At 43.4% G+C, this 12,943-nt stretch carries 19 protein-coding genes; 17 read left to right on the top strand and 2 right to left on the bottom strand.

The genetic code is table 11. The features are described from left to right. Positions 1 to 110: 110 nt before the first annotated feature. Positions 111 to 581 (bottom strand): GyrI-like domain-containing protein, encoded by a 471-nt coding sequence (locus FWF39_RS10085; protein WP_343383316.1) that lies wholly within the window; start codon positions 579 to 581, stop codon positions 111 to 113. A gap of 172 nt (positions 582 to 753) precedes the next feature. Here FWF39_RS10085 and FWF39_RS10080 point away from each other — a divergent pair, with 172 nt between their 5' ends. The 16 genes from FWF39_RS10080 to FWF39_RS10005 all read left to right on the top strand — a co-directional run bounded on the left by FWF39_RS10080 (position 754) and on the right by FWF39_RS10005 (position 11,025). Next, the gene (locus FWF39_RS10080) at positions 754 to 2,163 is read left to right on the top strand and encodes a glycosyltransferase family 39 protein (protein ID WP_343383315.1); all 1,410 of its coding nucleotides are present in this window, start codon (positions 754 to 756) and stop codon (positions 2,161 to 2,163) included. A 478-nt stretch (positions 2,164 to 2,641) separates the two neighbouring features. Then, on the top strand, positions 2,642 to 3,370 hold the full coding sequence (locus tag FWF39_RS10075; RefSeq protein WP_343383314.1) for an archaeal proteasome endopeptidase complex subunit alpha: 729 nt from the start codon (positions 2,642 to 2,644) through the stop codon (positions 3,368 to 3,370). Between the two features lie 6 nt (positions 3,371 to 3,376). After that, positions 3,377 to 4,063: a ribosome assembly factor SBDS gene (locus tag FWF39_RS10070; RefSeq protein ID WP_343383313.1), complete on the top strand. Its 687-nt coding sequence runs from the start codon at positions 3,377 to 3,379 to the stop codon at positions 4,061 to 4,063. Positions 4,064 to 4,094: 31 nt separating this feature from the next. Then, positions 4,095 to 4,808, top strand: a complete 714-nt coding sequence (gene rrp4 / locus FWF39_RS10065) for an exosome complex RNA-binding protein Rrp4 (protein WP_343383312.1) — start codon at positions 4,095 to 4,097, stop codon at positions 4,806 to 4,808. Continuing rightward, the gene (gene rrp41, locus FWF39_RS10060) at positions 4,805 to 5,539 is read left to right on the top strand and encodes an exosome complex exonuclease Rrp41 (RefSeq protein WP_343383311.1); all 735 of its coding nucleotides are present in this window, start codon (positions 4,805 to 4,807) and stop codon (positions 5,537 to 5,539) included. Before rrp4 ends, rrp41 begins: the two co-directional genes overlap by 4 nt. Beyond that, complete coding sequence (gene rrp42 / locus FWF39_RS10055) at positions 5,539 to 6,330, top strand: exosome complex protein Rrp42 (protein WP_343383310.1); 792 nt, start codon at positions 5,539 to 5,541, stop codon at positions 6,328 to 6,330. The genes rrp41 and rrp42 overlap by 1 nt, the downstream gene beginning before the upstream one ends. Positions 6,331 to 6,335: 5 nt before the next feature. Continuing rightward, complete coding sequence (locus FWF39_RS10050) at positions 6,336 to 6,683, top strand: 50S ribosomal protein L37ae (RefSeq protein ID WP_343383309.1); 348 nt, start codon at positions 6,336 to 6,338, stop codon at positions 6,681 to 6,683. A 56-nt stretch (positions 6,684 to 6,739) separates the two neighbouring features. Further along, positions 6,740 to 6,991, top strand: coding sequence for a KEOPS complex subunit Pcc1 (locus tag FWF39_RS10045; protein WP_343383308.1), 252 nt, complete (start codon positions 6,740 to 6,742; stop codon positions 6,989 to 6,991). Positions 6,992 to 7,143: 152 nt separating this feature from the next. Further along, positions 7,144 to 7,626 carry a 30S ribosomal protein S13 gene (locus FWF39_RS10040; RefSeq protein ID WP_343383307.1) on the top strand — a complete coding sequence of 161 codons (483 nt, stop codon included), beginning with the start codon at positions 7,144 to 7,146 and terminating at the stop codon, positions 7,624 to 7,626. 2 nt (positions 7,627 to 7,628) lie between these two features. After that, a complete protein-coding gene (locus FWF39_RS10035; protein WP_343383306.1) occupies positions 7,629 to 8,219 on the top strand; it encodes a 30S ribosomal protein S4 in 591 nt (196 codons plus the stop codon). Continuing rightward, positions 8,216 to 8,626: a 30S ribosomal protein S11 gene (locus FWF39_RS10030; protein ID WP_343383305.1), complete on the top strand. Its 411-nt coding sequence runs from the start codon at positions 8,216 to 8,218 to the stop codon at positions 8,624 to 8,626. The genes FWF39_RS10035 and FWF39_RS10030 overlap by 4 nt, the downstream gene beginning before the upstream one ends. Positions 8,627 to 8,717: 91 nt before the next feature. Further along, the gene (locus FWF39_RS10025) at positions 8,718 to 9,533 is read left to right on the top strand and encodes a DNA-directed RNA polymerase subunit D (protein ID WP_343383304.1); all 816 of its coding nucleotides are present in this window, start codon (positions 8,718 to 8,720) and stop codon (positions 9,531 to 9,533) included. Beyond that, positions 9,530 to 9,892 (top strand): 50S ribosomal protein L18e, encoded by a 363-nt coding sequence (locus FWF39_RS10020; RefSeq protein ID WP_343383303.1) that lies wholly within the window; start codon positions 9,530 to 9,532, stop codon positions 9,890 to 9,892. The genes FWF39_RS10025 and FWF39_RS10020 overlap by 4 nt, the downstream gene beginning before the upstream one ends. A 7-nt stretch (positions 9,893 to 9,899) precedes the next feature. Then, on the top strand, positions 9,900 to 10,364 hold the full coding sequence (gene rplM / locus FWF39_RS10015) for a 50S ribosomal protein L13 (RefSeq protein ID WP_343383302.1): 465 nt from the start codon (positions 9,900 to 9,902) through the stop codon (positions 10,362 to 10,364). 2 nt (positions 10,365 to 10,366) lie between these two features. Continuing rightward, positions 10,367 to 10,780, top strand: a complete 414-nt coding sequence (locus FWF39_RS10010; RefSeq protein WP_343383301.1) for a 30S ribosomal protein S9 — start codon at positions 10,367 to 10,369, stop codon at positions 10,778 to 10,780. A gap of 14 nt (positions 10,781 to 10,794) precedes the next feature. Then, positions 10,795 to 11,025, top strand: a complete 231-nt coding sequence (locus FWF39_RS10005) for a DNA-directed RNA polymerase subunit N (RefSeq protein WP_343383300.1) — start codon at positions 10,795 to 10,797, stop codon at positions 11,023 to 11,025. A 167-nt stretch (positions 11,026 to 11,192) separates the two neighbouring features. Here the strand turns inward: FWF39_RS10005 and FWF39_RS10000 are convergent, their stop codons facing one another. Continuing rightward, complete coding sequence (locus FWF39_RS10000; protein WP_343383299.1) at positions 11,193 to 12,536, bottom strand: hypothetical protein; 1,344 nt, start codon at positions 12,534 to 12,536, stop codon at positions 11,193 to 11,195. 85 nt (positions 12,537 to 12,621) lie between these two features. Here FWF39_RS10000 and FWF39_RS09995 point away from each other — a divergent pair, with 85 nt between their 5' ends. Beyond that, on the top strand, positions 12,622 to 12,843 hold the full coding sequence (locus tag FWF39_RS09995) for a hypothetical protein (protein ID WP_343383298.1): 222 nt from the start codon (positions 12,622 to 12,624) through the stop codon (positions 12,841 to 12,843). Positions 12,844 to 12,943: the final 100 nt, after the last annotated feature.

Below are 12,943 nucleotides of genomic sequence, written 5' to 3'. Positions count from 1 at the left end.
TCGGTTTGGGCGGCAGATCGAAATGGTTCGGGTAAGCAGATAGATTGGCATTTTACCACAAAACAAGCAAGAGGTAAACTAAAACATCTATATCCTAACTTATAATGCGGTCAAAGCAATACTATTGGCATAACAAGCATTGTTAGCAGTTCACTTTCAGAGAAATCCATGGGGCTGTTGTAGTAATACTCGTAGGCTATGCCTGTGGGTTTGAATCCTTTGGTTGCAATCCATTTTGCCATTTCATCATAGGTTGATGTAATTTCGCTATATGCCCCGCGATATATGCAAAAAACAATTTTGCTTGCGGGTATGGTTCCTGCTTTGATATCTCCTTTTTCGGGCAGTGGTTTAGAAACTGGAAATCCTATTTCTACCTCAAGGTTTTGCATATCCATATTGAAATAACCCACATAGGGAATATCTGCCAAGTATTCACCTATCTCTTGTAGGTATGCACCCATTTTCCCATAACTCTCACCAATTAGTATTGGCAAGTTTTGTACACTTGTTTTAGTCCGAATAGACAATGTGGATTGTTCTTTTCTACATAGAACTTCAAAATTTGTTACTCTCGGCATTATCTTCCCTTCTCTACTATGTTATGTGGTGAGTCTCCCATAAATTCAGTTCTCTTACTGCTCTTTCTTTGCTGTATTAATTTTATATCAATAGAATGCTTTTTATGGTAATGGATTCATAGTTATTTTGATTCCGCTATCAGCATCAGCATGCTTGGAGAAAACTCGTGGTATGTTGAACAGACCTGACATCAAAACCCTGCTGGGCCGAATTTATCCTCTCTTAGCCATCTTAATTGGTGTTTTGATTGTCTCGCTTCCAATGGGACCTTATGAAACGCTGGATACACAGCTTGAATATAACACAACTCGTGGGGTGCTTCGATGGGGTTATCCCTATCTTGACCGCTTTGGTCCTCCTAGTGTCGATAGCTATGGCGATCTTTTCAATATGCCGCCGCTGGGGTTCTACACTCAAGCCCTGCATTTTACAATTTTTGGCGCTAACCTTGAAACTGGTATTATGATTATAACCTTATTTGGCTTGGGTTGTACGGTACTGGTGTATCTTTTGGCACGAGAATTCTATGGTAAAACTACCGGCCTTTTTGCCGCCGCATTTTTTGCCTTGGCCCCCTGGGAACTGATTATGACTCGGGCATTTCTTATCGACACACAGTGTTTGCTTCTGAGTTTAGCTTACCTGTATGTGGGCATTTTGGCTATCCGTAAAGACTCCCTAAAACTGGCTGGACTTTCTGGGGTTCTCTTTGCCGCCGCTTTGCTTACTAAACAGTTCGCCGTTTTTATGCTCATCCCTCTGGCAATTCTCTACATTTATCATCGCCCAAAAAACAAATTTTTAGTCCTCAGTCAGCTTGCAGTTTTTGTTACACCCATCGCAATATCTCATTTCCTTTGGTACAACCTTATCCTGGGCAAAGAACTTCTATACCTCTTTAACCACAACGACTTTCGTGACTACAACTTTACAAACTACACCCCCACTTACACCTTTGCATCTGATTTTTTAGTAAACTATGGTTTGGGTCTGTTCTTCTGTGTGACAGTTGTAGTATCTTTGGCGGCGTCTCTACTGTTCTGGCGGTATCTACCCAAAAAGGTGGTTCTCTTCGATTTCATATGTCTATTTACGCTGAGTTTTATCGTGGGATTGGTGCTCTACTTGGCAGTCAACCTAAACCTCAAAGCCCCCTATACCAGCGCCTTCAAATACCTCTACCATACCCTGCCCTTCTTTAGCATAGTTGCCGCATCACTAGTAGCCAAAACTGCTCTATTGTTCAAGAACGCCAACCAAACCACTCAACCCCGGCGCATTTTGATGACCATAGTGGTCATAGCAGGACTGGCTCTTTTAGTTACCCCCCTAATTACCAACATGTTTAGTGCACAGCAACTGACGACAACACCTTATCTGATTTTCCGGGTCCAGCCTACCATCGATGTCGGTTACTCTTTTTATGTCCAAAACCCGTCGATGACAGATGACCCCATTTTAACAATGCAGTTTGTAGGATTCATAGTTATCATATCAGGATTTATCTGGAACAGTAAACCCGTCATAGCTCAACAGACCAAGTTGTTCCACAACTGGCTAAAAACAAAAAATCTGTTTTAGATGAGCAATTACATATGAATTCTGTCATTGAGGCACTGAATTTTACATGTTGCCATACTATTCCGCTGGCTGTTAACACTGTAGGTTCACATTTTTAAGAGCCGTTATATGCTGTGGTGTCAAAAGCACTGTTATTAATTATGACGGGGTATAGATTTGTTAACATAATTCATAGCAGGGATATGTACCATTTAATGAGCAACTCTGTTATCTCTTTTTATTGGTGACGGTTTGGGTGCTGTGAGTGTTTGCGTGTTGCATAAAGCAATCAGTAACGGCAGGATAAGCCTTTTATTGGTTGTTGAAAAATGGTGCAGTGGTGATATCTTGTATCAAAAAGTAGTTTTTTGGGTGTTTAACGTCTTCTTTTTAGGTGTTTTTGGCGTTTTTTGGGTTTTCTTTTTATAGGAAGGTTTTTAGTATAGTTATTATATGAGACTGTGAAAAAGTCAATAGAGTAAAGTGAGGTTAATACGTTATGTCTGTATTTGCAGCACCAGGAGCATATGACCGTGCAATAACTGTTTTCTCGCCTGATGGTCGGCTTTTCCAAGTCGAATACGCAATGGAACTTGTCAACCGAGGCGCCACGATTTTGGGCATTCAAACCTCAGCTGGAGTAATTCTGGGGTCAGAAGAAAATATAGAGGCCCTTGAAGAAGCAGGGTATTCGTGGAAAATCTTTCGCGTAGACGATCATGTTGGAGCGGCTATCGTTGGTTTAAGTTCTGATGCCCGTGTTCTAATTGATCAAGCGCGTGTTTATGCACAGAGTAATAAACTGACCTATGACGAGCCTATCGACATAGAGGTCGTAACTAAGCGTATTTGTGACATTCAACAAATGTACACTCAGCATGCAGGTGTGCGGCCTTTTGGTGTTTCGTTGATTTTTGGCGGGGTTGACAAGACCGGTTCACGTGTTTTTGCAACTCATCCAAGCGGAACATACCGCGGAGTTAAAGCTACCGCTCTAGGTGCAGGTCGAGACACAGTCATAAACATACTCAAAGAAGAATACAAAGAAGACCTTGACTTAGACAGTACCATAAAGCTAGCGGTTAAATGCCTTGTTAAAGCGCTTGAGGCACGTCAGTTACCGCCCCGAATCAAAATCGCAGTTATCCCAACCACTACAAAGAAACTCGAAATGCTAAACGACAACACAGTAGAAGGCTACATTAAAGAGCTGGGTTCAAGCAAGTGACATGGTATGAGCGAAAAGTTCACCGTCGCACGCTTAACCAGAGAGAACGAACACTTTGAAATCCTAGTCAAACCCAACAAAGCCCTAGAATACCGCAACGGCAAAATCTCCTCTATAACGGAGGTTTTAGCCGCTGAAACAATTTTTATCGATGCAAACAAGGGCACCAAAGTCTCTGAAGAGGCTATGAAAAAAGCGTTCAAAACGGTAGATGCGCTCAAAATAGCTGATGAAATATTAAAAAAAGGAACCCTTCAGCTTACAACCGACCAAAGAAGAAAGATGGTCGACGATAAACGCAGACAAGTAATTGACTTCATTTCTAGACAGGCAGTTGATCCAAAAACAAATCTGCCCCATCCTCCAATGCGCATAGAAAACGCCATGGAGCAAATTCACTATCCCATTGATCCCTACAAATCAGTCGAAGAGCAAGCTAGAGATATCATAAAACTTCTTCGTCCAATTCTGCCGCTAAAAATCGAACAGATCACAGTAGCAATCAAAATTTCTGCACAATACTCCGTTAGAGCATACGGCTCTGTTAAAACATTAGGTACTATAAAACGTGAAGAATGGCGAAGTGACGGCTCTTGGTATGGCGAACTAGAAATGCCTATCGGTTCATACGCCTCGCTTCTAAACAAATTAGGCGATCTAACCAAAGGCACTGGAGAAGCGAAAATAATCTAAAATGACGATAATATGAAGAAAAGGTGATTTTATGCCAACATTCTTTGAAAAAAAACAACTCGTGACACCCGGAGAATTACTCGCTGAAGGCGACTATTTACCCGGCGAAAACTCGTATGTGGAAAACGGCAAGATCTACGCCTCAAGGATTGGCCTTGTAGACAGTGACAACAAAAAAGTTAACGTAGTTGCACTTAGGGCTTTTTATGTGCCTAAAATGGGTGACATAATAATCGGTACCATCATAGAAGTAGGCTTCAACGGCTGGACCGTAGACATACAAGCACCCTATACTGCACTCCTGCGTGCCTCAGACGTACTTAGCAGACCCTTTAAACCTCAAAACGACGAATTATCTGCAGTTCTTAATGCAGGTGACTTAATCGTTGCCAAAATAGCATCCTACGACCGGGCACACGACCCCCAACTAACAGTTGCTGAACCAGGTTTGGGAAAAATTACCCGCGGTCAAATCCTAAGAGTAACTCCAACAAAGATCCCCCGTATCATCGGACGCAAAGGTTCTATGATATCTATGATTAAACAGGAAACTAACTGTCAAATCATACTTGGCCTCAACGGTGTAATTCTAGTCACCGGTAAAACCCCCGAAAATGAAGAGGTCGCTATAATGGTTATCCGCAAAATAGAAGAAGAATCCCATACCAGCGGCTTAACTGACCGTATTACCCAGTTATTGAAAGAAATAAAACAACCAGCTATAATAGAGGAAACCCCACAATGAATGAAAAATCAGATAAATTAATTGACAAAAAAGGCATCCGCGGTGATGGAAGAAAAGCGGATGAGCTTCGTTCAGTTAAACTTCAAGTAGGTGTACTTCCAAACGCAGACGGCTCAGCCTATATTGAACACGGCAAAAACAAAATTTTAGCCGCCGCATTTGGCCCCCGAGAAATGCACCCCAAACATCTAGCACAAGCAGATCGTATGGTTCTAAGATGCCGCTATCACATGGCACCCTTTAGCGTACAAGAACGTAAATCTCCTGCCCCATCACGTCGTGAAGTCGAACTCTCTAAAGTTATAAAGGAATCACTTGAACCCGCATTGTTTTTGGAACTCTACCCCCGAACAGGTGTAGATGTCTTTGTTGAGGTTCTCCAAGCCGACGGCGGAACCCGTTGTGCAAGCATCACCGCTGCTGCTCTAGCAATCGCAGATGCCGGTGTCCCCATGAAAGACCTAGTTGTCGCATGCGCCGCAGGCAAAGTTGATGACACAGTGGTTGTGGATCTCTATGATGCAGAAGACAAACTAGGCTCAGCAGATGTTCCAGTAGCATATATGCCTAATCTAAATGCGGTCACTCTGCTTCAGATGGACGGCGTCTTGTCACCTGATGAATTCGAACAAGCAGTCAACATGGCTATGGAAGGCTGCAAAAAAATCTATACAATGCAAAAAGAAGCATTAAAAACAAAATACATGGTTGTTAAGGAGGTTGAAGAGTAATGTCTTCCCTTGTAACTAAAGTTAAACTAAAACATATAGAACAACTCATTGAGAAAGGCAAACGCCTCGACGACCGGGGTTTACTCGACACAAGAGAAATCAAGATCGAACAGGGTATAATTGAAAAAGCAGAAGGTTCTGCCCGTGTTTTTCTAGGAAAAACTGAGGTTCTTGTCGGCGTAAAGGTTGAAACCGGTGAACCATTCCCAGACACTCCAAACGATGGTGTCATGACTGTTAACGCAGAACTAGTGCCGCTTGCACACCCCGACTTTGAACCCGGACCACCTGATGAAAGAAGCATCGAACTTGCCCGCGTTGTTGACAGAGGTATCAGAGAATCACACGCTATTAACACTGAAAAACTATGCATAGAAGCTGGCAAAAAAGTCTTTGTTGTATTTGTTGATGTCTATGTCTTAAACCATGACGGCAACCTCATAGATGCTGCTGCTATGGCTGCTATGGCTGCATTGATGAACACCAAGATGCCAAACTATGAGATCAAAGACGGCGAACTCAAAATCAAACAAGGCTACACACCTCTGCCTATGAAGAGCCACCCAATTACAGTCACTATCGGCAAAATAAACAACAAACTCATCGTTGACCCTGGGCTAGAAGAAGAATCAGTCATGGACTCACGCATAACTCTTGCAACCAACGAAGAAGGCAACATTTGTGCTGTTCAGAAGGGCGGCTCAAGCTTTTTCACACCGCAACAGATTTTAGAAGCAACAAAGATTGCTCTGGACAAAGCCGCAGAACTGCGCAAAAAACTCAACTGGTGAAAAAGTTGCCCAAGACAAAGAAAGTAGGTCCAACCCGAGGTTTAGGTCCTCGGTACGGTTCCACAGTCCGAAAACGTTACGTTAAAGTCATAAAAGATCTCAAAAAACCCCACAGATGCCCCCAATGCGGATTTGTCCGTGTTAGACGCGTAAGCGTTGGTGTCTGGAGTTGCAAGAAATGCGAGTATACCTTTGCAGGCGGAGCATACATGCCTACAACAAAACTTGGAACTATTGCAAGACGCGCAGCTAAGGGCAGACAGATTGAAGAAGTTCCAGCCGAGGTTGCGGTTACCGACGAGGAATCCGTCGAGCCGACAATCGAAGAAGACGAAACTGAAAACATTGAATAATCTTCTTTCTTCTTTTTAATTTATTTTATATATTTAGTTTTTCTTGGGTGTAGCTTATGTCAGCCAGTGCTTCTATCTGTTTAAGTTTTGGCTCAGAAGAGCAACTTGATGTCTTGATGGTTGCTTTGATGCCTGAGACAGAAGCGCCTCCCACACATCGCTCAACAGTAAATCTCAAAAAAGACGGTACCTGCCTAACTTTGACGATTACAGCAGAGGATACTGTTGCACTTCGTGCCACTATAAATGCTTATATGCACTGGATACAATCAACATTAAATGTTATCGACATAGTTAAGAAAGCATAGATGATGTTCTTAGCAGATCCTCTCATTGTGAGCGGTGGTTTGTGAATTTGGATTACTTAACTACGCCGGGTTGTTTCTGCATGGGGAAGGTTTAAATAAACACTGGCTCATTTCGTATATGCTTCAAGCTAAAAAACGGATGAAAATTCAGCATGTCACAGGAATACCGTTACATTGTTCGCATCATGGGCACAGACGTCCAAGGTACAGTTAAGGTATCTTACGCAGTTGCACATGTCAAAGGTATTAGCACCAGTCTCTCAAATGCAATCCTCAAGAAAGCAGGCGTAAACCCTGACCTTCGCGTCGGTTTAATAGCAGACTCTGACGTCGGTAAAATTGAGGATGTTATTAGAGATCCAGTTAAATACAACATTCCCGGTTGGATGTTCAATCGCCGAAAAGACAGCGATACTGGTAAAGATCTGCATGTTTTAGGGGCAGATTTGGCATTTAAAATTAAAACTGATATTGATGGTGCCAAAGAAATCAGGTCTTGGCGTGGATACCGCCATGCTTACAGCCTGAAAGTCAGAGGCCAAAGAACCAAAACCACTGGTAGAGCAGGTAAAGCGTTGGGTGTCAAGAAGAAGACTCTGATGCAAAAATCAGGCTCATCTGATGGAGGCAAATAAGCATGGGAGATCCAAAGAAGCAGCGTAAAAAGTTTGATACGCCTCGTTTTCGATGGCGTAAAGATGTTCTCCAAGAAGAACTTAAACTCTTGGGGCAGTATGGTTTACGTAACAAGCATGAGCTCTGGAGACACAAAACTACCTTGTCTAAAGCCAGAGGCATTGCTCGCTCACTCATCAGTGAATCTGCTGAAGCACGTACAAAGATGGAAAACGAACTCCTCACACAGCTCAAAAAGAAAGGTATATTGCAGGAAACTGCAGTGCTTGACAATGTGCTCGACTTAACCATCGAAGACATTTTGGAACGCAGACTGCAAACCATAGTTTTCCGCAAAGGACTTGCACGAACCATCTTCCAAGCACGCCAACTTATCACTCATGGCCATGTAACTATCGATAACCATCGTGTAACCATCCCCGGCTATATCGTGCCTAAAGTCGAAGAAGCAACAATTATCTACTCTCCTGAAAGCGCAGTTGCAAAACAAGAACACCCATTACGCCTTGGTCTTACAGTAACAGCTAAACAGCCCGAAATCCGCCAGCCCATGAGAGGACGCAGAGGCGGACGTGGAGGCGGCAGATTTTGAGTAACCTAGCAAACAATAAACGCAACGAAAAATGGGCTATTGTCCATATCTTTAGCTCCTACAACAATACCCTAATCCACATAACTGACATATCTGGCGCAGAAACCATCGCACGCACAACCGGCGGCATGTTCGTCAAAGCTGACCGGATGGAATCCTCACCATATGCCGCTATGCGCGCAGCAACAGGTGCCGCAGAAATCGCACGCGACAAAGGTGTCACAGCTATTCACATCAAAGTTCGCGCTCCCGGCGGAAGTGGCCCAAGAACTCCCGGCCCCGGTGCACAAGCAGCCATCCGCGCTTTAGCACGGTTTGGATTCCGCATTGAACGCATCGAAGAAGTCACACCGATTCCCCACGACGGAACACGCAGACCCGGCGGAAGAAGAGGACGAAGAGTCTAAACTCCCCCTTTCCTCATATGTTTAAGGAAAAAATTAATAATGCATCTATTAACCTCAAAAATTATGATAACCTTATTGGAGTGTTAGGCAAGTGAAGATAGAAATCTTGGAGAAAAACAATACTGAACTCCGTATAGTCGTAAAAGACGCGGACGTTCCCCTAATGAATGCTCTGCGTCGCTTAGCACTCGCTGAGGTTCCCTGCATGGCAATCGAAGAAGTTGTCATGATAGAAAACAGCTCAATTCTCCAAGATGAAATCATTGCCCACCGCCTAGGCCTAACACCGCTCCGAACAAACCTTGACATCTACAACACACCTGAGGAATGCGAATGTCAAAGCGAATTCGGATGTCAAAAATGCCGCGTCACACTAACCCTAGACGCAGAAGCCAAAGACGGCACACGAACCGTATATAGCGGTGAGATCGTATCTGAAAACCCTGAGATTCTCCCAGTATCAGATAAAGTTCCCATCGTAAAACTGGCCAAAAACCAGAAACTCAAACTTGAAGCATACGCACGCCTAGGCAGAGGTAAAACACACGCCAAATGGCAACCAGTATCTATGTGCGTATACAAATACTATCCTAAAATCACAGTACCTGAGACAAAATGCTCCGGGTGCCAAAAATGTGTCGACATCTGCCCTAAACGAGTCTACACAATCAAAGATGAAAAGGTCGAAGTCAAAGACCTCCTAAGTTGCACGATGTGCATGGACTGCACCGAAGCATGCCCACAAAAACCAGCTCCCCTAAAAGTAGAGTGGGAAAAGAACCAATACATCATGAACATCGAATCCACAGGTGCACTTCCTCCCGAACGTGTACTACAGGAAGCAACAAAACTTTTAGCTAAACAACTAATCGAGTTTGAAGAACAAATCAAGGCTGAACAACAATGAGAGAAACCAAAACCACCAACCCCCAATTAATCGAACTTATCAGTATACTACGCAAAACAAGCCGAGAACAAGAAGCTCCAATCTGGCTTGACGTAGCAGACTATTTGGCTAAAACCAGAAGCAACCGCGTCGCTGTAAACCTAAGCAACATCAACAGACACACAGAAAAAGCCGATGTAGTAATAGTCCCCGGCAAAATCCTCGCATCCGGAACACTGGATCACTCAATAACCGTTGCCTCCTTTGAAGCATCTAGTGCAGCAAAAGCCAAATTGGCAACCTCAAAGTCTACATACATTACAATTCAAGAACTTGTGGCAAAAAACCCCACAGGCTCAAAAGTAAAAATCATCCGGTGAATAAGAAATGTCCCAAACAATAGCTAAACGCGCAAAATCACCCAAAGTCACATACGTGAATGCTGAAGGCCAAATCGTAGGCCGCATGGGTAGCAAAGTCGCCAAATTGCTCATAAACGGCGAAGAAGTTATCATTCTCAACGCTGAAAAAGCAATTTTTAGCGGTAAGAAAAAGAGCAAAGTAGCTGAAGGTCATCTCTTCCTAGAAGTCGGCGCACCAGCACGCGGCCCCTTCCACTACCGTAGACCCGATCGTTATCTGCGTAAAACTCTCCGCGGCATGTTACCCTTTAAACAACCTAAGGGTCAAAGCGCTTACAAACGTCTCAAAGTCTTCATGGGTGTCCCAGCAGAATATAAAGACAAACAAATGGTGTCTTTTGTTGATGCACAATCAAGTGATTTGAAGGGACCCCGTTTCACCCTTGGCGAGTTCGCAAGCGAAATCGGATGGAGAAACAGGATGGAATAATTATGCCAACAACTAAAAAAGTCCTCGTAGTAAGTGGAAAACGAAAAACTGCAGTTGCCCGCGCCATTATAAAACAAGGTGTCGGCAAAGTCCGCATAAACCTAACCCCAGTTGAAATTTACGAACCTGACATCGCCAAAGCAAAAATCATGGAACCCCTCCTGCAAGCAGGCGGCGAAGTCTGGCAACAGGTCGATATGGACGTTAAAACAAGCGGCGGAGGCTACATGGGCCAAGCAGAAGCTGCCCGTATGGCTATAGCCAATGGGTTGCTCAAATGGACCAAGAGTACTCATCTACGCACAGTCTTTAGTGAATACGACCGCACCATGGTTGCCGGAGACAGTCGTGGCAAAGAAACCAAAAAGTTCGGCGGAGCAGGCGCACGTTCCAAGGAACAAAAGAGCTACAGATAAGGAGATAAAGCAACGTGATTATCCCAGTAAGATGCTTCACCTGCGGCAAGTTGGTTGGAGACCGATGGGACGAATTCACACGCAGAACCAAATCCGGCGAAAATGCACTCGAAGTCCTTGACAGCCTCGGCCTAAAACGCTACTGTTGCAGACGCATGCTACTCTCAAACGTCGAAATCATCGACGAAGTCCTCCGCTTCTACGAAGAAGCTGAAAAACGCAAAGAAGCTCGCAGCTTCTACTAACTTTCCTTTTGTTTCCATCTGCCAATTATCAACAATATTTCCCCAAATTAAATCATAGATCTTAAAAACATCTCTTGTTGGTCTATCTCGATATTACTCTAAGCTAGGGTTATTGCAGTAATTATTATGCTGATGAAAAGTACCTGTATTGGTGTGTTTTGTGCGATCTATTTGTATGCTTTCTTTAACCTTTTGAAATACAAAAATCCACATACAACAACAATACCTATTACTAAACCAGATAAAACGGTTGCAGCAATACTATAACTTGGCATATCTGCTACTTCATTGTTTGAATTGGGGTTCTCATTGCTTGAATTAAAGTTCCCATTATCTGAATTGGAGTTCTCGTTGTCTGTCACCGCTGGTCTGTTATCTGTTATCTCAACTTGTTTACCCGATGTGTAGCTGATGTCATAGTTGTTATACCCTTGAGTAAAAGGAGCAGTCCAAGTAACAGTATTGTCTATTTGTGAACGATATACCTTATCGTGCATAGAGTCTCGATCGTATGCCGCTGAAGCACGATTACTTGAAAACACTACCCCATTAGCGACAAAGAGTAGATCTAATTTTTCATTGTCAACCCAAATTCCGCCGCCATCGTTTGTTGCGGTATTTTTTGAAATTTTACCGCTCGACAGCTTGAAAATACCATTTCCAAGATACACCCCACCGCCATTATTAGATGCCGTATTACCCGAAATCATTCCGCCCCTCATATTGAAATCGCCATCAATACATACGCCGCCACCCAATTCAGCGGTATTACCCGAAATCACACCACTATCCATCAAACTAATTGTGCTGTAAAAAAAATTATACACCCCGCCTCCTTTCTCAGCGATGTTGCCTGAAATTTCACCACCCGACATTTCAAAATTACCACTAGCAATAGTTTGGCCATTGTTTACCCCACCCCCACTTACTGTAGCGGTGTTGTCTGAAATCAAACCCCCGCTCATGATAAAAACACCATGATTACCAACGCCGCCACCTCGCCATGCGGTATTACCCGAGATTATTCCACCTGATAAAGTAAAACTGCCGCCATATTGGCCCTTATACCCCAAAAACTCTTTTGTGTCTCCTGATGTAAATTTGTAATTTATTGCATTGGCACCGCCCCAGTTGTATATTCCACCCCCTCCAGATGCGGTGTTGTCTGAAATTTCACCACCCAACATTTCAAAAGTGTTCTCATTGTATACCCCGCCGCCATTGTTTCCTGCCCTGTTGCCTGAGATTTTGCCACCAAACATAGTAAATGTGCCCCTATTGTACACACCGCCACCATTGATGACGCTGTTGTCTGAAATCTCACCATCATACATCAAAAAAATACCATTGTTGTATATACCCCCAATGTTGCTTGAGATTAAACCCCTATGAAGAATAAATTGGCCCTTCTCAGCAACAGTTACGGTATAGCCCCCATAATTACATGCGTGAGTTATACCTATACCATCAAGCTCCAATATAGCATCGCCATTGACAGTAATAGTACTCACACTATACTCCCCAACCGTTACCTGTGACGGCTCATGTACAGACCCGATTAGTTTGTAGTAGTTTGTTGCTTTGTTGCTTGTGAGTATGATGTTTTTATCAGCCGGAATGATGATTGTGGACTCTGTTAGGGTGATGTCATTGTTTAGCGCAATGGTGAATGCTTTTTTAGTTGGCGCATTGTTGATCGCCTCTCTAAGCTCAGCTTCATTATTAACAATTTTATCAGGTTCTGATGCACAATTAACTGTAGAAATAAAACAAGAAAAAAATAGACCTATTGTAAATAGTGCTTTGACCGCATTATAAGTTAGGATATAGATGTTTTAGTTTACCTCTTGCTTGTTTTGTGGTAAAATGCCAATCTATCTGCTTACCCGAACCATTTCGATCTGCCGCCCAAACCGAC

It is taken from the genome of Candidatus Bathycorpusculum sp., assembly GCF_009778815.1.
In the GTDB taxonomy this organism is placed as follows: Archaea; Thermoproteota; Bathyarchaeia; order Bathyarchaeales; family Bathycorpusculaceae; genus Bathycorpusculum; species Bathycorpusculum hydrogenotrophicum.
The sequence above is the reverse complement of the archived record's forward strand: the minus strand, read 5'-3'. Positions and strand labels throughout refer to the sequence as shown.

Bases quoted from the DNA above. Each gene is read 5' to 3' on its own strand.
- rrp41 (WP_343383311.1), top strand. From the start codon at position 4,805: ATGAATGAAAAATCAGATAAATTAATTGACAAAAAAGGCATCCGCGGT.
- FWF39_RS10045 (WP_343383308.1), top strand. From the start codon at position 6,740: ATGTCAGCCAGTGCTTCTATCTGTTTAAGTTTTGGCTCAGAAGAGCAA.
- FWF39_RS10085 (WP_343383316.1), bottom strand. From the start codon at position 581: ATGCCGAGAGTAACAAATTTTGAAGTTCTATGTAGAAAAGAACAATCC.
- FWF39_RS10020 (WP_343383303.1), top strand. From the start codon at position 9,530: ATGAGAGAAACCAAAACCACCAACCCCCAATTAATCGAACTTATCAGT.
- FWF39_RS10035 (WP_343383306.1), top strand. From the start codon at position 7,629: ATGGGAGATCCAAAGAAGCAGCGTAAAAAGTTTGATACGCCTCGTTTT.
- FWF39_RS10075 (WP_343383314.1), top strand. From the start codon at position 2,642: ATGTCTGTATTTGCAGCACCAGGAGCATATGACCGTGCAATAACTGTT.
- FWF39_RS10040 (WP_343383307.1), top strand. From the start codon at position 7,144: ATGTCACAGGAATACCGTTACATTGTTCGCATCATGGGCACAGACGTC.
- rrp42 (WP_343383310.1), top strand. From the start codon at position 5,539: ATGTCTTCCCTTGTAACTAAAGTTAAACTAAAACATATAGAACAACTC.
- FWF39_RS09995 (WP_343383298.1), top strand. From the start codon at position 12,622: ATGATGTTTTTATCAGCCGGAATGATGATTGTGGACTCTGTTAGGGTG.
- FWF39_RS10010 (WP_343383301.1), top strand. From the start codon at position 10,367: ATGCCAACAACTAAAAAAGTCCTCGTAGTAAGTGGAAAACGAAAAACT.
- FWF39_RS10070 (WP_343383313.1), top strand. From the start codon at position 3,377: ATGAGCGAAAAGTTCACCGTCGCACGCTTAACCAGAGAGAACGAACAC.
- FWF39_RS10080 (WP_343383315.1), top strand. From the start codon at position 754: ATGTTGAACAGACCTGACATCAAAACCCTGCTGGGCCGAATTTATCCT.
- rplM (WP_343383302.1), top strand. From the start codon at position 9,900: ATGTCCCAAACAATAGCTAAACGCGCAAAATCACCCAAAGTCACATAC.
- rrp4 (WP_343383312.1), top strand. From the start codon at position 4,095: ATGCCAACATTCTTTGAAAAAAAACAACTCGTGACACCCGGAGAATTA.